General features: G+C 65.1%; 14 protein-coding genes and 2 pseudogenes. 9 read left to right on the top strand and 7 right to left on the bottom strand.

Features of this window, described 5'->3' with window-relative positions:
- The first annotated feature begins 57 nt into the window (after positions 1-57).
- From OG735_RS23415 to OG735_RS23390, 6 genes are read left to right on the top strand one after another with little or no spacing between them, the layout of a single operon-like run.
- A complete protein-coding gene (locus OG735_RS23415) occupies positions 58-735 on the top strand; it encodes a class I SAM-dependent methyltransferase (protein ID WP_327325123.1) in 678 nt (225 codons plus the stop codon).
- Positions 732-2048, top strand: a complete 1317-nt coding sequence (locus tag OG735_RS23410) for a N,N-dimethylformamidase beta subunit family domain-containing protein (protein WP_327325122.1) — start codon at positions 732-734, stop codon at positions 2046-2048. Before OG735_RS23415 ends, OG735_RS23410 begins: the two co-directional genes overlap by 4 nt.
- A 13-nt stretch (positions 2049-2061) precedes the next feature.
- Positions 2062-3204: a glycosyltransferase family protein gene (locus OG735_RS23405; protein ID WP_254370724.1), complete on the top strand. Its 1143-nt coding sequence runs from the start codon at positions 2062-2064 to the stop codon at positions 3202-3204.
- Positions 3205-3210: 6 nt separating this feature from the next.
- Positions 3211-4806, top strand: a complete 1596-nt coding sequence (locus tag OG735_RS23400) for a hypothetical protein (protein WP_327325121.1) — start codon at positions 3211-3213, stop codon at positions 4804-4806.
- Positions 4758-5312: an FkbM family methyltransferase gene (locus OG735_RS23395; protein ID WP_327325120.1), complete on the top strand. Its 555-nt coding sequence runs from the start codon at positions 4758-4760 to the stop codon at positions 5310-5312. Before OG735_RS23400 ends, OG735_RS23395 begins: the two co-directional genes overlap by 49 nt.
- A gap of 23 nt (positions 5313-5335) precedes the next feature.
- A complete protein-coding gene (locus tag OG735_RS23390) occupies positions 5336-5974 on the top strand; it encodes a histidine phosphatase family protein (protein ID WP_254370727.1) in 639 nt (212 codons plus the stop codon).
- Positions 5975-6006: 32 nt separating this feature from the next.
- On the opposite strand, the gene metG is transcribed toward OG735_RS23390, so the two are convergent.
- Positions 6007-7728 (bottom strand): methionine--tRNA ligase, encoded by a 1722-nt coding sequence (gene metG, locus OG735_RS23385; RefSeq protein WP_254370728.1) that lies wholly within the window; start codon positions 7726-7728, stop codon positions 6007-6009.
- Between the two features lie 335 nt (positions 7729-8063).
- On the opposite strand from metG, the gene OG735_RS23380 reads away from it, so the two are divergent.
- Positions 8064-9359 carry a nucleotide sugar dehydrogenase gene (locus OG735_RS23380; RefSeq protein WP_254370729.1) on the top strand — a complete coding sequence of 432 codons (1296 nt, stop codon included), beginning with the start codon at positions 8064-8066 and terminating at the stop codon, positions 9357-9359.
- Positions 9360-9373: 14 nt separating this feature from the next.
- The gene (locus OG735_RS23375) at positions 9374-10327 is read left to right on the top strand and encodes an NAD-dependent epimerase/dehydratase family protein (protein WP_327325119.1); all 954 of its coding nucleotides are present in this window, start codon (positions 9374-9376) and stop codon (positions 10325-10327) included.
- Between the two features lie 137 nt (positions 10328-10464).
- On the opposite strand, the gene OG735_RS23370 is transcribed toward OG735_RS23375, so the two are convergent.
- From OG735_RS23370 to OG735_RS23360, 3 genes are read right to left on the bottom strand one after another with little or no spacing between them, the layout of a single operon-like run.
- The gene (locus OG735_RS23370; RefSeq protein ID WP_327325118.1) at positions 10465-13326 is read right to left on the bottom strand and encodes an ATP-binding protein; all 2862 of its coding nucleotides are present in this window, start codon (positions 13324-13326) and stop codon (positions 10465-10467) included.
- A 7-nt stretch (positions 13327-13333) separates the two neighbouring features.
- Positions 13334-16027, bottom strand: a complete 2694-nt coding sequence (locus tag OG735_RS23365; RefSeq protein ID WP_327325117.1) for a DUF1156 domain-containing protein — start codon at positions 16025-16027, stop codon at positions 13334-13336.
- On the bottom strand, positions 16024-19353 hold the full coding sequence (locus OG735_RS23360) for a helicase-related protein (RefSeq protein WP_327325116.1): 3330 nt from the start codon (positions 19351-19353) through the stop codon (positions 16024-16026). The genes OG735_RS23365 and OG735_RS23360 overlap by 4 nt, the downstream gene beginning before the upstream one ends.
- Before the next feature lie 221 nt (positions 19354-19574).
- Here OG735_RS23360 and OG735_RS23355 point away from each other — a divergent pair, with 221 nt between their 5' ends.
- Positions 19575-21101, top strand: coding sequence for an AlbA family DNA-binding domain-containing protein (locus OG735_RS23355; RefSeq protein ID WP_327325115.1), 1527 nt, complete (start codon positions 19575-19577; stop codon positions 21099-21101).
- An 858-nt stretch (positions 21102-21959) separates the two neighbouring features.
- Here the strand turns inward: OG735_RS23355 and OG735_RS23350 are convergent.
- The 3 genes and pseudogenes from OG735_RS23350 to OG735_RS23340 form a co-directional block, all read right to left on the bottom strand.
- Positions 21960-22190 (bottom strand): annotated as a pseudogene (locus OG735_RS23350) (tyrosine-type recombinase/integrase); the annotation flags it as partial.
- Between the two features lie 391 nt (positions 22191-22581).
- A complete protein-coding gene (locus OG735_RS23345; RefSeq protein ID WP_327325114.1) occupies positions 22582-23019 on the bottom strand; it encodes a hypothetical protein in 438 nt (145 codons plus the stop codon).
- Positions 23020-23136: 117 nt separating this feature from the next.
- Positions 23137-23334: pseudogene (locus OG735_RS23340) on the bottom strand (DUF2071 domain-containing protein); the annotation flags it as partial.
- Positions 23335-23367 lie beyond the last annotated feature (33 nt).

Raw genomic sequence — 23367 nt, 5'->3', positions numbered from 1 at the left:
AGCCCGCCGAGTTCTCAACTGGCGGCCGAACGCTACTGGTTCATGAAGGAGCTGAGGATGCTTGACATCGGAGAGCAGCACGGCGCATCGGCTGAATGGTCCGAGCAGCAGATCGCCTACTACCGCGCAAGGGCTGACGAGTACGACACCGCATACGCGGACCGTATGGGGATGCCCCAGCTCTCGCACGTGCTCGATCGGCTGCCCATCAGCGGAGACGTCCTGGAGCTGGCGTGCGGCACGGGCCAGTGGACCCACCTGCTCTCCGGGCGCGCCCGCAGCCTGACCGCAGTGGACGCCGCGCCCGAGATGCTGGCCATCGCGCGACGCCGCCTGGAGGGTTCGACGACTCGCTTCATCGAGGCGGACATCTTCAGCCAGGTTCCGGATCGCCAGTACGACACCGTGTTCTTCGCCTTCTGGCTCAGCCATGTGCCGCCCGCGTACCTGGAACCCTTCTGGAAGGCCCTGCGGAAGGCCCTGAAGCCTGGTGGCTGCGTGGTCTTCCTCGACGACTCCCGTGCGAAGGCGGAGATCGAGGAGACGATCGAGGGACGTGCGGTTCCGACTGTGCGCCGGAGGCTCTCCGACGGAAGTCAGCACCTGACCGTCAAGGTGCTTTACGACGCCGACGGACTCACGAAGCGGCTGAACGCCCTGGGCTGGGAGTCTCACGTCGAGCAGGTCGATCGCTACCACTACATCGGCGTCGCGCGACCCCAGGCCCACTCATGACCGGCATCAACGGATACCCGGCGTCCCCCACGGTCCGCGCCGGCCACAGCATCCGACTTCACATCGCCACCTCGGCGGATCGCTTCCGGCTCGACTTCTACCGCTGGGGCTCGACACCCAAGCACACAGGGCACGTCGAGTGGCCCGGACGGGACGCCGCACCCGGACGGTGCGACCAGGACTGGCAGTGGCCGGCCTACGACTTCCTCGTACCGCGAGACTGGCAGTCCGGTGTCTACATCGGAGTCCTGAGCACGGGGGTTTGTCCGAGCCAGCCGGCCATAGACGCTCGCGAGGCCAGATTCCTTCTGGTCGTCACGCCCGCCGTTCCCTCGGGCCGCAAGGTCCTCTACAAGATCCCTGTTTCCACCTACCACGCGTACAACACGGCGGGTGGCGGGAGCCTTTACAGCGCCTCCCGGGTGACGCTGCGCCGGCCCGGAGGCGGTGTCGGCGGTCCGGTCAAGGGCCTGCCCGACTCGTACGACACCACATCGCCTCGGCAGACGTTTGCGCACTGGGATGCTCCCTTCATCTCCTGGATGGAGGAGAACGGGATCCAGAGCGACTACTGCACGGACCTCGACCTCGACGAAGGCCAGCTCCTTGGCGACGGATACCGCCTCCTGGTCTCCGCCGGGCACGACGAATACTGGACCGCCCAGACCCGTCGGAACGTGACCGCCTTCCGCGACGCAGGCGGCAGCATTGCCAACTTCGGTGCCAACAGCTGCTGGTGGCGAGTGAGTCTCGACGAAGATCACTCGGCTCTGGAGTGCGCGAAGTTCCCTCCTGACGCCCCTGCCGGAACAGACCCGGACAGCTCGTACGGCTGCCCTGACCACTGGTGGGAGTCGGAGCCCGAGAACGCCCTCCTGGGCGTGAGCTACCGGAACGGCGGCGGGCACTGGGACGGCCCGCGCGCGCCCCTCGGGTTCACCGTCACCGACGCGGACCACTGGGTGTTCTCCGGAACGGGCCTCAAGACCGGTGACACCTTCGGCCAGGACGGAGCGCTCGTCGGCTACGAATGCGACGGAGCCGCATACGAGATCGACGGGCAGAGACGCCCGCGGCCCACAGGCCAAGACGGAACGCCCAAGGACTTCGAGATCCTCGGTATCGCCCCACTGCCCTCCGGCTGGAACTTCGCAGCCCGAGAGCCGATGCCCAGCCCCCGTGCGGCCACCCTCGGCCTCTACACGGCGACCGGCACCGTCTTCACCGCCGCCACCACTGACTGGGCCCGGCTGCTCCCCACCGACCCCCAGGTCGCGGCCATCACCCACAACGTCATCACCCGGCTCGCCTGACGAAGGGATCGTCGTGTTCGCACTCACACAGCCGCTCAGCGTGATCATCGGCGTCAACGGCATCGGCATGGGGCATTCCGTCAGGCAGAGCGTGATCGCCCAGTACCTGCGCGACCGCGGGCACCAGGTACGGATCGTCACCAACGGGAGCACCCGCGTCGAGTACTTCCGAGACCTCGGCTTCCCCTCGTGGGACGGGTGGATGCCGACGCTCCTTGCCCGTGACGACCGCATCCACGCGGCCGACGCCTTACGCACCAACATCCGGCAGACTCCCGCCGGCATCAGCCGACACCTGCACCTGCGCCGGATCATCCGGGAAACCGGTATCCCGGACGTGTTCATCACGGACTACGAGCCCAACACACCCCGCCTGGCCTACCACTTCGGCAGACCACTCATCTCGGTGGACCAGCAGAGCAAGTACCGGCACCTCGACCTTCCGCCGGTCGGCCGGTACGCACGTACCGCCGACGAGCAGCGGCTGCGCTACTTCGCACCCCGCGCCGACCGGTCCTTCATCTGCTCCTATGTCCCCTTGGAGGCCGACGACCGGAAGCTGGAGTTCATCGCCCCCGTCGTTCCGGACTTCGTCCGCTCCGCCCAGGTCACGACGGAGCCGGTGACCACGGCCTACTTCTCGCGGTACTTCGATCACGGCCCCGAGGATTCCGTCCGCACCCTCGCCGACGTCTTCCGCCAGTACGTCCCCGACCGGACCCTGCGGATCTACGCGCACTCGGACGAAGTCGAGAACCTGCGCCAGTACGCCGACGACAAGATCGAAATCTGCCCGTTCGACCGCCAGGCGTTCATCTCCGACCTGGCGCGCTCCGAGGCCGTCTTCTCCAACGCCGGCTTCAATCTCATCAGCGAGGCGTTCGTCCTCGGCAAACCGGTCCATCTGGTGCCGCTGCCGACGTACGACCAGCACTGGTGCGCCAAGGTGGTCCACGAGGCGGAACTCGGCACCAGCGCACCACGGATCGAGCGCGGGGCGATACTCGACTTCCTCAACCGGGCCGGGGAGCTTCGCGCCAACGTCGAACGGCATCGGGACCAGCACCTCACCCAAGACCCCCGCGAGCGTATCGCCTCCTACCTGGAGACCCTGCCCGCGGCCGGTGGGCGGGTCCCTTCCTCGTCCGTCCGGTAGGCGGCCATGGAACTGCATTCACTGCCCGCGTACGTGACCACCGCCGTGGTCGTGGCGGCCGTCGTTTCCTGCTACCGCTTCGCCGTCTCTCCGACGGTACGGATGCTGTCCTCTCGGCCGACGGTCTCGCGAGCGACGCTCGCGACTGCCGTTCCCTCCGCCCTGCTCGCCTTCCTCCCCGCGCCCGACCCCGGCCCCTTCCGCTGGTTCGTCGTATTCGTGATCGCCCTGCTGACTTGGCAGGGCGTCACGAGCGATTACGACGTGACCCAACCCATCGGCCCACAGCGCTGGGCCAAAGTGGTGCTGCTGCTCCTCGCAGTGGCCTCCTGCTTCTGGACACCGGCCCTGCTGCCATGGCTTGCTGTCTACTGCGGCCGGCTGCGCGGTTGGAAGCACCACGCGATGATGCCGCTGCGACTGCTCAAGGCGTACCTCGCTTGGTTCTTCGTGGTGACAGTCCTCAGCCCGCCAGGATCCTCAACCGGGCTCGTACTAGTGCTCGGCTGCGTCTCGCTCTCCCACTACGTCAAGCCGGCGTGGAGCAAGGCCCGGCTCGGGCCGCGCCCCTGGTCCTGGGCCTGGTACAACCGCACCCACTACCTCACAGCCTCCGCGTACTCCTGGGGATGGGCCCGCTTCCTGCCCCCTGAAACCGTGACCGGCATCCTGCGCCGCGCACGCGCCGTGGACCGCCCCCTCAACACCCTGACGGTGCTGGTCGAAACCGCCGGCCTCATCGCGTTCCACGACCGCCGCCTCCTCGTCGCCGTCTTGGCCGCGACGGCCCTCTTCAACCTCGCCGTCGTCCTCGCCTCTGGCATCTTCTTCTGGGAGAACATCTGCACCAACGCCGCTCTCGCGCTGACCGTCGCACTGCTCCCTGGTCCGGAGTACGCAGCGGCGTACGGCTGGCCGGCCGTCGTCATCGCACTCCTGATCTTCGTCCTCAGCACGGCTGACCTGCTGTGGCAGCCGTGGCACCTCGGCTGGTGGGACTCGCCCTTCACCGCACGCGTCCACTGGCAGGTGGAGACGGTTTCCGGCGCCACACTCGGGCTCTACAACGACTTCATGTGCCCGTACGAGCGCGAGTTCGGCCGCGTCCTGGGCTACTTCCTCACCAGCGAGCCCATCCTCCACGGCCACCTCGGCATCGTCTGGGACCGAGGGCTGCGCGACCGCCTCGTCCACGCAGCAGACGCCCCCTCCGAACTCCACCACCTCAAGCAGACCTACGGCCGAGCGCAAGTGGACGAAGAACAGGCACGCGAGCACATCGCCTTCCTGACCACGATGTTCATCCAGCTCAACGCCGGTACGCCGAAAGGACCGTTACCCCGACTGCTGCGCCGGCTCAAGGCCCCCGGCGGCCAGCTCTACCAGTGGGGCGACCTTCCTCCCTACCGCGGTGAGGAACCGGTGCGCCGCATCACCATCCGCTACCAGGAACGCTGCTACCGCCCGGACACCGGCGACTTTGCCCTGCTCGCCGACCGCCTCGTGCAGGAAATCCACCTACCCGCCATAACGACCGACCACGGGAGTCCTTCATGCGCAAAGTCTTCATCGACTGCGGAACCAACCTCGGAATCGTGCTGAGCCGCTTCATCGACGAGCTCCCCGACCACGACTTCTACGCCTTCGAGCCCAACACGGAGCTGCTGCCGGCCATCCGCCACGAAGTCGAACGGGCCGCTCACTCACCCCGCGTCGAGGTCTCTCACAGCGCCGTGTGGACGCACGACGGGGTGATCAACCTCTTCCTCGGCCACCACGAGAGCTCCACTGTGATGCCCGGCAAGCGCGTCCCGCCGGTGTACGACCAGCAGATCGACTACGGCTCACCGGTCCCAGTACCCGCCATCGACTTCAGCGCCTGGCTGCGCCAGACCGTCACCCCGGACGATCACGTCGTCGTGAAGATGGACATCGAGGGCGCCGAGTACCCCGTACTCACGAAGCTGGTCGCCGACGGGACGATCGGCCTCATCTCGGTCCTCTACATCGAGTGGCACTACGACCGCTTCCCCGCCATGAGTCGAACCGACCACGACCAACTGGTCGCCGCCGTATCCGCGTTCGTCGATGTCCGCGACTGGGACTGACCCGAGAAAGGGGACGGACCACCATGAGCACGAAGCACGTCTACCTGGTCAAGCACGGTGAGACCGAGGAGAACACCCGCGGTATCCACCAGGGCAGGGCTGTTGGCGGCACACTCAGCAAGCGGGGACGCGACGACATCCGCGCCGTTGGCGACGCCCTCGCCGCAGCCGGACTCGCGGCCGACCAGATGCTCGTCAGCCCGATGTCCCGATGCCGTGAGTCGGCCGCACTCCTGACGGCCGCGCTCGCACCGGCCGACGCACGCGTGGACGACCGACTGGCGGCGAAGAACAGCGGCCATCTTGGCGGCCGACCCAGAGACCTCTCGGCGGCAGAAGCAGCCCGTCAAGGTGTCCCCATCCACCAGCTCCGCACGCCGGGCGGCGAATCATCCGAAGACGTACAGGCCCGTTACATGCGCCTGTGGGGCGAGGTCTGCACCGGACCGCACCGCACGACCGTCCTTGTCGGCCACGGCGGCGGAATCGCCTGCGTCCTACTGAAGCTCACGCAGCACGGCTTCGAGCACTACCTCGAGTATGTGCCCAGCTCCGGAGGCGTGACATTGGTCGAGATCGACGAGGATGCCCCTCGAATCCGGCTGATGAACGTGCCGCCCGCCGAGCTGGCCGGGCACCTCACCGCCCGTACCGCCCGATGAAGCCGGGATCGGTACGGGTGCGAGAGGCACCGTCAGGCGTCGGCTCCGCCGAAGCGGGTCCGGTAGGACTCCAGGTCCTCCTCCGAGATCTTCGCGAAGAGCACCGGCGGCACGGTGAAGGCTGTACCGGCCGGGACAGCGTCCAGGGACTTGGCCTGCTCAGCGGTCACCCAGGTCGCGGTGTCGCTCTCCAGGGCGAAGGCCCCGCGCATGGCGGCGGCCGAGGCCGGGATGAACGGCTCGGAGACGATCGCGTAGAGGTGGATGAGGTTCATCGCCGTACGCAGTGTCAGGGCCGCGCCCTCCGGGTCGGACTTGATCTCCAGCCAGGGGGCCTTCTCCTCCAGGTAGGAGTTGCCTGCCGACCACAGGGCTCGCAGCGCCGCCCCGGCCTTGCGGTACTGGAGGGCCTCCATGTGCTCCTCGTACTCGGCCAGCAGCCGCGCGATCTCCTCGCCCAGGCGCGCCTCCACCTCGCCGGCCGCGTTGCCCGCGGGGACATCGTCCCCAAACCGCTTACGGGAGAAGGACAGCACGCGGTTGACGAAGTTGCCGAGGGTGTCGGCCAGGTCCTTGTTGACCGTGGCGGCGAAGTGCTCCCAAGTGAAGGACGAGTCGTCGGACTCCGGGGCGTTGGCGATGAGGAAGTAGCGCCAGTAGTCGGCGGGCAGCAGCTCCAGGGCGGCGTCCGTGAAGACACCGCGCTTCTGGGAAGTGGAGAACTTGCCGCCGTAGTACGTCAGCCAGTTGAAGCCCTTGACAACGTCGACCTTCTTCCACGGCTCGCGGACGCCAAGCTCGGTGGCCGGGAACATCACTGTGTGGAAGGGGACGTTGTCCTTGGCCATGAACTGGGTGTAGCGGACGGTGTCGTCGGCCTCGTACCACCACGACTTCCAGTCGCGGGTCTCGCCGTCCTGCGCGGCGTCCGACCACTCCTTCGTCGCGCCGATGTACTCGATCGGGGCGTCGAACCAGACGTAGAAGACCTTGCCCTCGGCCGCGAGCTCCGGCCAGGTGTCCGCCGGGACCGGGACACCCCAGTCCAGGTCTCGGGTAATGGCGCGGTCGTGGAGGCCCTCGGTCAGCCACTTGCGGGCAATGGACGAGGACAGCTGCGGCCACTGCGCCTCGTGCCGGGCCACCCACGCTTCCACCTCGTGCTGGAGCTTGGACTGCAGCAGAAACAGGTGCTTGGTCTCGCGGACCTCAAGCTCCGTGGAGCCGCTGATCGCCGAGCGCGGGTTCAGAAGGTCGGTCGGGTCGAGTACGCGGGTGCAGTTCTCGCACTGGTCACCGCGGGCCTTGTCGTAGCCGCAGTGCGGGCAGGTGCCCTCGACGTACCGGTCCGGCAGGAAGCGGCCGTCAACAGGCGAGTACACCTGACGGATCGCCCGCTCTTCGATGAACCCGTTCTTGTGGAGCTGACGCGCGAAGTGCTGCGTGATCTCGACGTTCTGCTGCGAGGAGCTCCGGCCGAAGTAGTCGAAGGCCAGCTGGAAGCCGTCGTACACGGCCTTCTGCGCGTTGTGGGCCTGTGCGCAGAACTCGGCCACCGCCAGTCCAGCCTCCTTGGCTGCCAGCTCGGCCGGCGTCCCGTGCTCGTCGGTCGCGCAGATGTAGAGGACGTCGTGACCACGCTGGCGGAGGTACCGGGAGTACACATCCGCCGGAAGCATCGACCCGACCATGTTGCCCAGGTGCTTGATCCCGTTGATGTAGGGAAGCGCGCTGGTGACCAGGTGTCGAGCCATCCTTGGATGCTCCATTTCGTACGTAAGGCGCCGATGGCAGTGCCGCGGCGGGCCCAAGTCGGGAGGCGGCAGCAGGCGGGACCACTCAGGTCGCCCATTCGTGTGACGCACGGTGACGGGTCGAGTCTGCCGACCGTCGCCATCGTATCGAACCCGGGCATCCCCCCGGCGAGCTGTTTATCCCCCGGACGAGCCCGCGCGGAAAAGGCACTCGGCCGTCCGAGACAGGCGGCCAAGCGAGTCTCGTACGGCCGAGGCAGTTCTCATCCTAGGGCCACCGTGCCCCGGCAGTTCCGCACGCACTGTCCTCACCCCACTCCAAAAAGGTGGTCCGCATGATCGAGAAGAGCGAGATCCAGCAGCGCCGCGTCCTCGTCGTGGGGCAGGGGTACGTCGGGCTCCCCCTCGCCGTCAGAGCTGCCGAGGTCGGGTACCGCGTCGTCGGCCTCGACGTTGACGCCGAGCGCGTGAAGCGGCTGGTGGCCGGGGAGTCGTACGTCGAGGACGTTCCGGACGCGAGGCTGGGTCCGCTCCTGGCCTCTGGGGCCTATCGCCCGAGCCTCGACACTGCTGACTGCGCGGACTTCGATCTCGCGATCGTCACCGTCCCCACGCCCCTCCGGGATGGGGCCCCCGACCTCTCGCACGTCGAGGACGCGGCGTGGATGCTCGGCCGCCACCTCAAGCCGGGGGCGACCGTAGTCCTGGAGTCCACGACATACCCCGGCACGACCGACGAGCTCTTCGGCCCGATCCTTGAACGCGCGTCCGGCCTGACCGCCGGCCGTGACTTCCGCCTCGGCTACAGCCCCGAGCGCATCGATCCCGGCAACCGGGAATGGCAGCTGGAGAACACTCCCAAGGTCGTCTCCGGCATCGACGCAGCATCGGCAGCAGCCGTCCAGCACTTCTACGGCTCTCTCGTCGACACGATCGTCCTGGTCGCCAACTGCAAGGAGGCCGAGCTGGCGAAGCTGCTGGAGAACACCTTCCGGCACGTGAATATCGCCCTGGCCAACGAGCTCGCGATGTTCGCCCACGACCTGGGCATCGACATCTGGGCCGCGATCGACGCCGCGGCCACCAAGCCCTTCGGCTTCATGCGCTTCACACCAGGACCTGGCGTCGGCGGTCACTGCCTGCCCATCGACCCGTCCTATCTCTCCTGGCAGGTCCAGCGAACCCTGGGCCGCAGCTTCCGCTTCGTCGAGCTAGCCAACGACGTCAACAACCACATGCCCGACTACGTGGTCCGTCGCCTCGTGGACGGCCTCAACAAGCGCAGGAAGTCGCTCAACGGCTCCCGCATTCTGCTGCTGGGCCTGGCCTACAAGGCCAACACCGGCGACGCCCGAGAAACCCCAGCAGCACGCATCGCGGAACTGCTGACGGGAATGGGTGCAGAGGTTCAGGCCGCGGACCCTCACGTTGTGGATGATGCCCACCCCCGTGCTGCCGCTCTGGAGAACCTCCAGCGTGTCGATGCCACCCCGGAGCACCTCGCCGCAGCCGACGCCGTCGTTCTCCTGGCCGACCACGACGCCTTCGACTACACCGCGATCACCGCCCACGCCTCGTACGTCCTCGACTGCCGCCGCCGGCTGGCCGGCGCCCACATCGACGCTCTCTGAAGGGAAGCCTCCTCGTGAACATCGTGATCACCGGCGGCGCCGGGTTCATCGGCAGCAACCTCGTCCGGACCCTGGCGAACGACCCTGCGATCACCCAGATACGAGTGATCGACAACCTCAGCACCGGGTCGAAGCAGAACCTCGCGGACCTGGACGTCGGCTTCTTCGAAGGTGACGTCCAGGACGCGGCTCTCCTGGACCAGGCATTCCACGGCGCGGACGCCATCGTCCACCTTGCCGCCCTCCCATCCGTGCCTCGCTCCGTGAAAGATCCGCTGGCCAGCCACCATGCCAATGCGACAGGAACGCTCCAGGTCCTCGAAGCCGCCCGCCGTGCCGGCAACCTGCACGTGATCGCGGCTTCCTCATCCTCGGTCTACGGCGCGAACCCGCACCTCCCGAAACATGAGGACCTCACTACCGCTCCGATGAGCCCGTACGCGGTCACCAAACTCGCCACCGAGGCGTACCTGGGGGCGTACCACCACAGCTACGGTCTACCGGTCCTGCCCTTCCGCTTCTTCAACGTCTACGGCCCCGGTCAGCGCGCTGACCACGCCTACGCTGCTGTCATCCCGAAGTGGATCAGCGCCATGCTCGCCGTCCAGCCTGTCACCGTGCATGGCGATGGCACTCAGACGAGAGACTTTACGTACGTGGGCACCGTTTGCAGCGTCCTCACCGACGCCCTGCTGCGTCGGGTCGTAGATCCTCGTCCGGTGAATCTGGCCTTCGGGACTCGCCTGTCCCTTCTGGACCTGATTCCGGTGATCGAGTCTGCGACAGACCTCCCGGCTACACGCCGCCACACGACGGCCCGCACGGGGGACGTCCACAGCTCCGAAGCGGACGGAGCCCGTCTCAAAACCCATTTCCCAAACGTGCACGCCGTACCGATCGTCGAGGGCATCTCGGCAACTGTGGAGTGGCACCAGTCAATGGCTGGACGTTGTACCCCTCGCGCTTGAGGTGCCTGTCGAGGGCCAGCGTATGCAAGTCGAGCAAGCATTAGCCTGGCCCCCCTCGTCGGCGAGGGTGTTGTGCCGTTACGGTGTCGACACCGTAGCGGCATATTCAGCGCAGGATGGTGGTGGCTGGGTGTCCGCTATCCTTCCTGCTTTTCTGCCCGCAAGCCCAGCTGCCCGAGGCCCTCGTCGAGAACCAGATCGATGATGTGAGGCGCGATTGGTTTCGGTGAGCGGATCGACACGTCAAAGTCGACCGTCACCTCGGCTCCCTGGGTGGCGAACTGCAAAACGGCCACCTTGACGACGTCCCTCACTTTGTCAGCTGGCACACCCGCTATCCGCAACCGAAGTCCTGTGGGACCAGGCGCCGACTTCGTGGTGTTTGCTGCGCCGACCGTAGGGCTTGCGGCCGAGTTTCGCTCACGTCCCCTGCCCGGTGGCGTCGAGGCGTCGGATCCATCTGTATGACCTGTGGAGGGCTCCGCCACGGCCAGCCCGGTACCTGCGGTTGTATGTACCGAGGCGTTGCGTTGTCCGAGCGCGTCTAGCGCAAGTGGGGCACGTACCAGCCATGTCCCAGGCTGGAAGTCGATCTCGCCCGGTATCACGTCCTCCCCCAACCTGATTACTGCATCAGGCGCACGCCACTGGCTCCCCGACACAAGGGCAAACACGCTGCGCTGCACGCCAGCGCGCAAGCAATCGCGCAGTACCTCAGCCGAGGCCAGCTTCGGCAGGCGCGGATAGCGCTGGAAGGCATGCAGGAGCGCTTCAATCTCGACGGCTTCTGCTTCCGATGGGAGCAACTTGAACCGCTCGGAGAGGAGCGCGGCAGGGGCTAGTTTGTCCAGTAGCGCATCGCCGGCGCGGAGATGTTCGGTGACACGGTCAGTCACCGTCTCACTGGCACGGGCTGGGCCCAAATCCTGGTGGAGAACTGCAGGCGGGGAACCACCAATGCCGTTCGTCAACATGTATACATGCCGATACGACAGGACGAGGAGAGCAGGCAGTCTGTCCTCCGCCCGAGCGATGCGACTGCGGAGTTCGTTCTGCTGTTCTTGGTTGAACCGCCTGAGCCGCGGGCCGTCAGCCTGCAGGTCCCGCATCGCGCTGACGGTGCGTGCGAGGCTGCGTGCTCTCCCCAGCGCCACGGAATCCGGGGCGATCACGACCAGCGTGTTCTTGTTGGTGCGACCGGACTGGTTGAAATCGGTGAGGATGCGATCCGCAAGGATCTGCACGGGCCCAGGGGTGCTTTCGGATTCTGCCTGCTCGACGCGATTCTCCGGATCCAGAAGTGCAAGGGTCAACTTCGGGACGTCAGGGACACCCGAAGAATCGTGCACGCCTGTGATAGTGCGCCAGAATTCGGAAGAGGGCGCGACCTTGCTTGTGGCCTCGGCCAAGAGGGCGGAGATTGCCGTCTCCGCTATGGCGCTCTCCCGCTCGACTATGACCTTGTTCAGGTTCGGCTCCGTGGTGAACCGATAGCGACCTCCCTCATAGCGCATGTAGAAGGCGATGTTCTTGACTGTGTCCCGCACATCTTCCAGCTGGCCGCGAGACAGTCCTGGGCGCCCGACGCCGACAATCATCTGCGCATCAGAGGCGCCCACCACTCGCTCCGCGCTGAAGGAACTTACGAAGGCTGTTGTGGCCAGACCTGTAGTCACGCGAAGTGCAGCGATTTCGCCGCCTCTGCGTTTATCCTCCTGACGCGCTCGTGAATTCGGCCGAATTATGTCTGCGTTGAGTGCGGCCTTGTAGGACTCACCCGCGAATCTCAGAACTTCGGCTCGGACGCCGGGATCGTGCAACGGCAGGTCACCCGCGTGTATGAGCGGCGAGGCGTGCCCTTCGCGGTAGAGCGCTTTGATGGTGTGGGAGAGGATGCGCAGCGCTCCCCTGGTGCGCTGGAACCCGGACAGCGAGCCCCAACGATTGGTGAGGATGTCGATCAACTCGGGATGGAACGGATAGGCAGCTTCGATGCGGTCACGATAATCCGGATCTCGGTAGATCGGTGGAAGGGCATCGCCGAACTGCTCGGAGTAGTAGGTTCCATAGGCGTCGGCAACCCGTCGGCGCTCGGCCGCCGACCCAAGGGATTTGAAAAGCCGGGTGTGCAGAACCGGAAAGATATCATCGCCCTCGACAGGTGTGATGGTGGCCTCAGTCCGGCCGAAGATCTTGGACAACCGCTCCAACAAGTCCTCACTGTTGACGGAGGCGAAATCTTCGAGGTGGGAGGCTGTCAACGTGGCCACCAGACAGGCGCCGGGCACATTAGCAACAGCAGTGTTCAGCTCTTTAATGATCGTCAGAGTCGTGGCGGTCAACGAGCCCTTGTGTACGTCCGAAGTGAGGGTCTTCGCCAAGTATTCCAGCGTCTCGTCCATCAGTATCAGGCAGGGCGAGTGCTCTCGGAGGAGATTCACGAGTTGGGTGGTGGAGGTTCCGCGTCGAGCCTCGTCCTGTGTGCGAACGGCCTCGTAGGCTTGAGCGCCGCCGAGCTTGTAGGCAAGGTGACCGAGCAGGGTGTGTCCGGGAGTCCCGTTGTCCTTGGGGTTGCAGTCAGCTGTGAGTGCAGAGCCGTCGAGGACGACAACTCGGGCCTGGGGGACAGCGCCGCCCCGTATTGACTTGGCGAGTTGCCGGGCGAGCTGCGTGTCTTTCACCGATCGAGCAGAACCGAAAAGGTGGTACGCGGCCAGCAGGGTGTGTGTCTTTCCTCCGCCGAACTCGGTCTGCATGCGGTATACGGCGTTGGCGGCTGGATCGCCAGACAGTCGGTTCCCGATTTCGACCAGTGCCGCCCGGAGATTCTCAGTCAGATAGGTCTTCTCCGCGAACAGAACCGGGTTCAGGTAATCCGCGGGTCCGTCGCCCTTCGCCACCAGCCCCAGGTCGGCAGCGAACCTGGCTTCCTCGAAGGAACCGTCTGCAATGTCATCGTGGGGTCGCGCTACCTCGTGCCACTTCTTCACCCTGATCACAGCGGGGTCATCCATTTCCTGTGCTTGAGTCGAAGAGAGCGAGCTCTTCGAACGCCGGCGTGTACTTGGCGGCGCGTTCCGCCAGGTCCTCGCGACTGCCGCCGAGGCCGAGTAGGAGGGTGCGTTCACGGCTTCCCTCGGGGAGCAGCTCAGCCACTGCTGTGATTAGCGCCCAGAACGCGGGTTCTGCTGCGGCGCCAGTCGTTCCCAGTAGTGCGTCGAGCTCCTGACGCCGTCCTTGGTCGTACAGCAGACAGGCCGCGTGCATGACATCAACCAAGGAGGGACGAGGGCCCAGCGGAAGACGGCGACGGTCGTCCGGGCCAAGCAGCCGGTAGCCGGCGCTCCCGTTACCGAGTTTCTTTAGCAAGCCTCCTGGCGCGGTGAGCGCGTCGAGGCTGAGGTCGAACGCCCGGCACAGCATGTATGCCTCATCGGCGGGAATGTCCTGACTGTCGTAGGCCCAACGCCAGGTGAGATACAGCAATGACCGGTCATCGAGGGCCTGGAGAGACTCGCCTCCGGTGAGCGCCCTGGTCGCGTGCCGGGCGACCGCTTGTCGCGCGAGGACCATCAGCTGCTCTACATCGACCTCCTCGCCCGACAATCGGACGACCCGGGAGTAGCGCGCGAAGACCTCGAAGGCCGGTCCAATCGCAGAGACGAAATAGTCCGCCCCGGACAGCTTCATGTCGTCGAAGACAGCCAGACGCTCGGCTATCCGCGCGTCTAGCTCGCGCACAACATCGTCGAAGTAGCCCTCCTCAGCAGCCAGGACCTTCCGACACACCAGGACAACCGAGGAAGCAAGAACCGAGCCCTTGTTGTCGGTGCTGCGGCCCTCGCGTTCGGACTGCATCGGCCACGACGTGGTCACGACGAGGCCGGCATCCCTAAGTCCGCGCAGGAGGTGTTCCCATGCTGTGGAGTCGGTGTGAGCGAAGACCAGGGAGACTATCCCGTCGTCGCGCACCACTCTGGCCACCTCGTCCAAGGCTCGTTGGAGGCGTTGCTCGAACTCTGTTCTGGATATGTACTCAGCTGACTTGGTGTCGGCTCGGTTCTGGATGACCTCGGCCTTCTTGGGGGTAAGGGAAGTAGCAAAGAGCTCGGGATAGAGGTGGCCGAGGGAACGCTTTAGCCATACGTAGAAGAAGTCGGAGAGATCGCCGTACTGGAAGGCGTCATAGTAGGGCGGATCGATGATGACGGCGTCGAATTCGCCGTCATCGAAGGGAAGATGCTGAGCGTTGGCCCGCTGCACTCGGGACGGGTTGCCTGCGGTGGCGGTAATGCAGTGACTCAGGGATTGGGAGATCCAGCCCACAGCGCTGCTCCATCCGCTTGGGCCTGCGCCGAAAGGGTCTACTTCGGTGAAGTCCCAGGCCATGCGGATTGCCTGTTGCGGGAAGGTGCTACGGGGCGCCTCGACAGTGGGTCGCCAGGTTGTGAAGGTGGAGTTGTAGTCCACGATGCGGTCGACAGCCAGCCCGAGGTAGGTGGCAAGTGCTCGCGCCCGCCCCTCTTCCATTCCCTGTTCGAGCATTGCCGTGTGAGCAGCACGAACGCCCTGTGCCAGCACGGCGAGAACGAGCTGCTGACGCGCAGTGAACATTCTGGCCCAGGTGTCGATGCCATAGGTCAGGTTAGGATAGCGACGGTATTGCGATCGAATGATCGATTCGTCCGGCACCGCGCTGGTCCCGTCGGGATAGTCGTCAAGACCTTCCACGAACGCGTCCGCCCGCGCTATGGCCTCTCGGTCCGCTTCTGTCGGCTCCCGGTAGACGCGCACCCCTGTGGGCCCAATATCGAGAACCGCGTACAGGTAGTTCCCGAAGCCGTGCTCGCGCGCGTAGCTACGCAACTCCTTGTCCGGCCGAGCGGTACCGCAGGCCGGGCAAGTGACGGTGACCTGCGAGCCGCGGCTGGTCTTGGTGCCGAGTTTCCAGTCGCTACCGTCAGCTGCCACTCCCTCGGCGACGCGCAGCTCGACCCGGTCCTCGCTAATGTCGTAGTCGACACGGACCCGGTTGCGCGTGGAGTCGGCCAGCTTGCGTGACGAAATGAGCGGAATGGTTCGGGCGCAGCCAGGATCAGCGCATGGAACAGTGCGCGCCCAGAAGTAGACGGCAGCACGGTTGCCTTCCTTGACCCGTGGAAGGACCGATTCGAGGCGGGCGTCGGCTCGCACGCTGACCCATTCCGCCCAGGTCCGGAACTCCTCCACAAGGTTTGGGCCGCCAGGCTCGTCCGCCTTGCCGTAGCGCGCCGGGTATTCGAGCACGCATTTCTGGATGAGATGGGCGACCGGGTTGATGTCGACGGCGGTGGTATCGCAGCCGAGGCGTGCAGCCTCTAGAGGGATGGCGCCGCCACCCGCGAAGCAGTCCAACACCTTCGGGGGCCGATCAGGCCAGGCCGTCGTGAGGGATCTACGCAAGGGTTCCACAACGGCCGCATGGGAGATCGACGCGAAAGGCGCGGCGTTGCCGATGTCCGCCAGCAGCCGAGCCCGCTTCGCGGGACCTGGGTCGGGGACAAGACTGGCGAGTACCACCGTGCGAGCCATCGACAAGGGCCTGCGGGCCCACCACAGGTGCATTGTCGAGATATGGCCGTGGCGTAGGTGCTTCTCGCGACCGGAAGCAGCGTTGACGGCGGCGAGGGGGAGCTTCTCCTCGATGAGGGCACGTCTCACGACGCCTCCTGTTCTGCGGCGTCGACTACGGGACCTGGAGCGACCGAGTAGCGCACGTCATGACTGGGGACGAAGCTGCCGGCCAGGGCGGTGGCAGGATCCTGGATCCGATAGAGCCTGGGGTGATCGCCAGCGCAGTCCAGTACGACGTACAACCAGTAGTCGCGGCCGAGCTTCGCCGCCGTGACGTACTCGGACCAGGTCAGCTCGACTGCGCCGACTCCCGCGCGGCCCTTGACCTCGATGCAGCGCCGTTCGTTCTCACGCTCGGAGACCAGGTCGAAGCCGATGTTGTCCGACTCGACAGAGCGGATCTCCACGGCGCCGTGACCGTGCTCGTAGTCGATGCTTACCTGAACTGCGATGCGTTCAATCTCGGGGTCGCTTAGGCCGCGACCGTAGCGAGAACCTCTGCCGTCGACCCTGGTCTCGTCGGTCGGGGCAGGCAGAAGGAGGCACTGTGCCAGGACACGCACTGGCCCGCGGTCGACCTGTCGCGTGCGCGCAACGTCAGCGAGCCGCCGGTTTCGGCGCTCCTGAATCGTGCGCTTGGCAAGTTCGACCTTGCGGCGGCGGCCTTCGGCGCCCGGCTTTCCAGCCTCCACGTCTTCGTCGAGGTCCATCAACTCGACTTCCTGGCGGGCAAGGACCGTGTTGAACGAGGCGTTCAGAAACTCCTCCTGGATCGTGGCGGTGTGCTCGCGCTCCGCGCGAGCCTCCTTCACACGGGCCTCGAACACGTTCTGGCGGGCCCAGGCGATCAGCTCGGCCTCCGCGCGAGAGGTTGCTCCACCCTTCTGCCTCGCGTTATCGCCCAACAGAAAGTCGTAAAGGACACCGCCCGAGGCACGGAGCACCCCGTCCGTGTCACCGATGGTGGCGATGCTTCGGTGTACCACCGACCGATGCCCGTCCACCACGTCTGCCTCGAGCAGGTGCAGGACGGCAGGGTTCTGCCGACTTGGGTCAAGTAAGACGGCGCCGCGCTGGAGGGGCAGGTGAGTGGCCTCGATTATGTGATCGATCAAGTTCTCGAGCAGGGAGTGGCCGGGGCCGCAGAGCTCTGGTCGTGGCGCACCCAGTTCGGCATCCTCGGCCATACGACGTACCGCGACGGATTTATCGAAGGTAATCCGCTCATATGCTGGCTGGAGTTGACGCAAGGTGCCCCGGTCCCGGTCCCTGGCTATCAACAGGTCCGGGGTCCGATCCACGTGCACAGTGGTGTGGTCGAGCCTCGGGGTAGCCTTGCCCCCCGCGAAGTCGATCGCGTCCAAGAAGAATCGTTTTAGATGGTCAGGCGGAAGCCTTCGCTCCTCAGCGCGTTCGCTAAGCCTCCTCTGCAGCCGCCAGTCGATGTGCCCTGTCGCAAGGGCTTTCGCAAGCAGCTCTTCGGCCCGCTCGAGGAGTTCCCGGTCGTACGTCCCCTCATCTGCGCCGAACTGTGCGGCCGTCTCCTGCGAGCTGCGCTCTCCGGCGACAACTGCCTGGAGAAGTTCCGGAAGCTTGTAGGCGGCGAACACTTCTCCGATCACGTCGAACACTCGGTCACCGAGCGACTTGCCCATCCACTCGAGCTTCTTCAGAACGGTCGCCAGGACGTGCCCTTCCCTGGTGTTCCCCGCGACTAGGTTGAAGATGTGGACCTCTTCGGTCTGACCGATACGGTGAACCCGCCCCATCCGCTGTTCGAGGCGGTTGGGATTCCATGGGATGTCGTAGTTGACCATGAGATGGCAAAACTGCAGGTTGATGCCTTCGCCAGCGGCCTCTGTGGCCACCATGATCTGGGCGTGTTCACGGAACGCCCGCTCGGCGGCGATACGCTCTGCGGCCCGCATGCCGCCGTGGATGACCACGACGTCGAACTGCTCGGAGAGCTTGTCTTGCAGGAAGTCGAGCGTGTCCTTGTGCTCAGTGAAGATCAGCAGCTTCTTAGAGGCATCGTCCCCGACGCCGTACTTCTCCAGGACCTTCCAGAGTTCGTTGAGCTTGATCTCACTGCCGAGACGCTCGGTCTCCTGTGCCTGCGCAAGCAGAGGACGAACAGCATCGAGTTCAGCCGCGATCTCCTCGAGTGAACGCGGCAGCGCTGCGAGTGCCGCTTCCTCCTGCGCCCAGCGTTCTTCCTCGGTCCGATCAACGTTGTCGTTGCTGGCTGGACTGGAGCCGACAGCGACAGCCGAGCGAGATTCAGCCGCGGGGCCGGCCAGTTCGCGCTCCAGCCTCTCCACCCGACGCTCCAGTGTCCGGCTGATGGCGCGTACCGAGGATGCCAGTCTGCGCTGCATCGTGGTGAGCGCGAAGCCGGAGACAGAGGCCCGGCCTTCGCCGCGGATCTCGGCGAGGCCCTCGGTGATGAAGGCCGACACGGCCTGATAGAGATCCCATTCGGGGCCTTGCAGGTCGTACGCCACCGTGTGCGGTGTGCGCGGCTTGAAGAGAAGGTTGCCGCGCAGGTCTACCATCTGCTCTTTAGATGTCTTCGAGTAATGCTGGGGGTGCACTTCGACGTGTTCGGGACAGCGATCTCCATACATGTCCGGGTCGAGTAGTCGCAGCAGACCCCAGATGGACTCCTCGCGCCCGGAATGCGGAGTGGCGGTCAACAGCAGCAGTCGTTCGGTCCGTTCTGAAACGACCTCAGCCGCCTTGTATCGAGCCGTACGGTTGTCGATTGCTCCCCGCTTGTTGACTTTCAGCGTGTAACCGTGTGCTTCGTCGAGGACCGCCAGGTCCCAGGAGCGTTCGGCAGCTGCGAGAGTCTGCAAAATGTCGTCGCTCTTGAGGAGGTCCCGGGAGATGATCAAGACTCCGTTGGCATCCCAGGGGTTCTCGGTTGGCGCGGCGTCGATGGTGTCCCTCGTGACCCGCCGAGCCTTGATCTGGAAGCGTTCGTCCAGTTCGCGCTGCCATTGGAAGCCGAGATTGGCAGGGGCGACGATCAGAACCCGGTCCGCGGCACCGCGCAATTGGAGCTCCTTGATATAGAGCCCCGTCATGATCGTTTTCCCCGCCCCCGGATCGTCCGCCAGGAGGAAGCGGAGCCTGGGTTGCTCCAGGAAATGCCCGTAGACGGCTTCCAGTTGGTGAGGCAGTGGTTCGATGTTCGACACCGAGAGCGCGGCCATGTCGTGCTGAAACCTGGCACGGATTCGACGGGCCTCCACGCCAAGCCGGAAGGCCCGCGGGTCCGCGTCGTACCCGCGCTCGCCCCCAACATCCAGTACCTCGACGCCGGGCAACTCGTCCTCGGGAAGGCTGATGGGCTGGTACTCCCCGGGCGCACCCTCAACGAGGAACTCCCAGTAGGCGCCAGGCTTCACGGTCACGACCGTGGTGGCCTCAGCATGCCCAGGGAATCGAACACGCACCCCTGGCCGCAGGTCGTTCGGATTGAAAGTCGTCACAAAAGATGCGCCCCCACCTGCGGTCACAGCCGGCTCCCCACCGGCTGGACTCCGACTACTGGCGATCATAAGCCTATCGGTTAACTCCTTTACGGTCACGGCGAGATGAGGGTCCGTCATCTCATATGCTCGATTGCGTGACCGTGAAGATTCCCAGGATCGCTGCCCTACTTGGCGCGCCCTTCGAAGAGCTGGACAGGAGCCACCTCGCCACGCTGTGTACACAGCGCGTAGCGGAAGGTGTCGATCTCGACTTCAAGCAGCAGAACTCGTACGCGAAGAACGCCGAGTCCCTGGACGAACTGGCTAAGGACGTGACGGCCATGGCGAATGCCCGAGGCGGACTGATCGTCATCGGGATCGCTGAAGATGCCCAGGGATGCGCTGGCCAACTGACGCCTGTTGACATCGACGACGGCATCGTCGTGCAGTTCAACAACGGCCTGCGCAGCCGAGTCTTCCCCTTCCTTCCTCCAGACTTCAGCGTCCGCACAATACCGGACATTTCAACTTCGCCGGGGATCGGCTTCTTCCTCATCGGCGTTCCACGTAGCCCCATAGCCCCGCATGCCGTTCGACCAGTCGCTGGGGGCAAGGGGCAGAACCGCTACAGCTACGCCCGCCGGATAGACCGAATAACCGCTTGGCTCGATGAATCAGAGATCGCGCAGGTCTACCGGGACCGCTTCCGTCTCGCCGAAGACCAGGCAGAGCGCGTCCGTCGAGTACTGGCGGAAGGCGCCGCCTGGGCGAAACCCACGCTTCCAGGCGGAGTGCAACTCGAGCTGGCCCTGGTGCCCAACGGGCTTGCGGAGCGTCGAATTGACCGGTCTTTCATCCAGGACGTCACGGGCTTCCTCAATCGGATGTCGGAGTTCGGGAGGTCCCCAGGACGGGCACTCCCACAGCAACTGCTCGGCAGGATGCCCGATGTCCGCCGCGGCCGAATGCACATGCAACGGGGCGGCGTGCACGCGGTCTGGCACACCGATGGCAGCGCCTTCGCGTCGATCGAGGTGGCCAGTGCCGTGCTGACGAGCCAGGTTTCGACCTCGAATTCCGAAACGGAAGACGCCAGTCTCCGCCCGGAGGCGGAGGCTCCCCCCCTGCCCACAGCAGAGGGAATCCCTGTCGGGAACGATGCGATTGCCGTTAACGTCCGTCTTCCAGAGGCCCTCGGCTCCAGGAGTGAGGTGTGGCGATCGTCAGCATCGAGCCCTACGCCTGAGTCGGCTCCCAGTGCCCCTCAACTCAACCTGACTCTGCTGGAGTCCGAAATCCTTGGAGCTCTGCACTTGATCGCAACGTACGCCGACTGGGCGGACGGCTTCGGGGATGTGGACATCCTTGCTCGAACTGCGGGCGAGACCACAGTCTTCGTCGATCGAACTCCGATCAATGGGAGCACACGCTTCGTTCCGCCACCCGAGCCTTTCGCGGGGCTGCCCAGCGAGCCGAGCCATCATGTCGCCTACCTCGCGGGTCTTGTTGAGGACAGCCGGCAGCTGCGTGGTGTCGCTCGCAACATCGCTGCGGACCTCCTCGCAGACTACGGAGTTTACGAGCTCACGCTCCTGCGCCCAAACGGTGAAGTCCGTGCGGCAAGGCTCGCTCCCAAGGCAAGGGCAGAGATGGAGGCGTGGCTCGCTTCGGGCCTCTCGTGATCACTGTGACGGCTACTGAACCTGCTTGGGTATTCCCAGGGCGCTCGCCTCACAGCGGTGGAAGGACGCGGTAGCCCTGGTGCGGTGAGCTGTGCCCAAGGTGGCAGTTTGACGGACTCAGGGACGTTGCACAGGGGCGGTGAGTAACTGTCAATGCCTGTGAATGTGTCTTACTGGCCGCAGTGTCAGCGAGCAGGAGCCTGTTGGTGCGCGGTTGGCTTGCGGGCCAGCTTCTGATTCCCGCTGATTCGTTCCCGTTCATGGTGGCGACGGTGTGGCGTCGCGCGCCGACGGAGTCGAACCCGGCGAGCAGGGAGGTGGGCTTGATCCGCTTTGACGGTATCCGAGAAAAGCACATCCGGGTCGGCCGCTGCGGGTCGCCGTCTACCGAGGCGAAGAGTTCAACCGCGACAGCCAAGGCGTCGTCTTCGAGCACGAGCTGCGGATCTCCACCGCTGACGAACCCCCGTAGGCGAGCAGCTAACCCAGTAGGACGCGTATCCTCCACGACTCGCGTCCGTTGGAGTACTCATCGCAGCGAGGGCGATACGAGGGGCCCGCACGAACAGCCGACCTAGACAGACGGTCACATGGCTCGTCTGGGAGCCATCTGGGAGCCGACCCGCTCCCGGAACGCCTTCCACGCCACGCGAGACCAACCAGGACCACGTCTCTGACCAGGGCAAACTCCATCCGTGCAGATGAGATCAGCGACCGAACCTCATTCGGGACGAAGAGGTCGTGGGTTCAAATCCCGCCACCCCGACAGCTGAAACACCAGGTCAGAGGCCCATTCGCGTGATCGCGAATGGGCCTTCTGCATGCTCTGGGGCCAAACAGGGGGCCAAAGGGAATGGATCAAGCCCCGAGCGCATCCGCCTCGTCATCGTCGGCGAAGATCTCGTCCATCGCTTCGGCCCCCTCCGTGATCACCGGACGGAGCTGCTTGCGGTAGACCGCCTCCGTGGTGCCCTGGCTACTGTGGCCGACCAGAAGCGCGATCCGCTCCAACGTGATCCCGTGATCGGAGAGCGGGGACACGAAGCTGTGCCGAAGCTCCCGCGGTGTCCACTCCGGCTTCAGCCCCGCCTTGTGACGGGTGCAGGGAGGCTTCCTCTCCTCCGTCTCAGTTTCCGTCTCATTCACGGCCGTACGACTATGTCCGCGATCTTTCAACCATCTAGGACGGTCGCCACGATGAACGATGGTGAACGATCCCGGACAGCGCCCCCACAAGTGGGAACAGACCTCGAAAGCGAGGATGACGAAACTTCAGAACTGATATCAGCCGCCAGTCAGAGAGCTGGGTCCTGCTCCAGCACGGCCGAGCCACTCCAAACGAACTGACGGCCAGACAGACATGTCTCCTCCTCACGACCCCATGCCTTCAGTCTCCGCCAGGTTGCGGCGCGGGGCGCCCTGGAACGCCAACGGCGCCCGGACGTGAGGTGAAGTCCGGGCACCGTGGCTTTCGGCTGGGTCAGAGCCGGTCGGTGTTGTTGGCTGTTTCCCACGAAACCAATTTCCAGCTACCGGTCGTGTTCTCGTTGAGACTCGTTAGCAGATAGGCGGCGCCACCTGCGGGCATGTCGACAGTGAAGTGGAAATCGGTGCTGGTGCCGGTCCCACGGCCGCACGCCGTACGCGTCTCCGTCTTCAACGGCGTCTCGTCCGTGAAGTTCGCGAAGATCTCGAATTCGGCCTGAGCACACCCAGTCGTGTGTGACTTCACTGAACCCTGGATGACGACATCTCGGTTGTGGAAGGTCACGCCGCCTTGGACGTAACCGTAGGTGGGATCCCAGAGGTGTGTGCTGAACTTGTGAGTGTTGGCGGCCGCGGCCGTCCCCGTTCCCATGACCCCGAAGAATCCGGCGCATACGGCGACGGTGGCAACGCTACCCATCAATTTCTTCATGACGTCTTCCCTCCCGTGAACAGACGAGCACGAGTGAGCCCATGCGCGTCCCGACACCAGTACTTACCCGGAGCCCGGACACGAGTTCACGACCCGACCGTCGGGCGCGCAGTGGTTTCAAGGGGTCGGGATGCCGCCGAGGCGTGCCGGGGGGCCGAAGCGGACGGGGACGCCCGGCGAGTACAGCACGTTCACCGGTTCTCCCTTCGGCTGGGGCAGTCCTGCTGCCGCCACCAGGTCCTCGTCGCACTCGATGAGATCGGCACGGTGCAGGGGCCAGCGCGGATGGGTGTTCGGCAGGTAGAGCACGTACCCCACGGCGCGGAACCGGACAGACCCTTGGGGTCT

Origin of the sequence: Streptomyces sp. NBC_01210 (genome assembly GCF_036010325.1) — a bacterium.
Lineage (GTDB): Bacteria > Actinomycetota > Actinomycetes > Streptomycetales > Streptomycetaceae > Streptomyces.
Note: the sequence above shows the minus strand (reverse complement) of the source record. Positions and strands in the feature narration are given on the sequence as shown.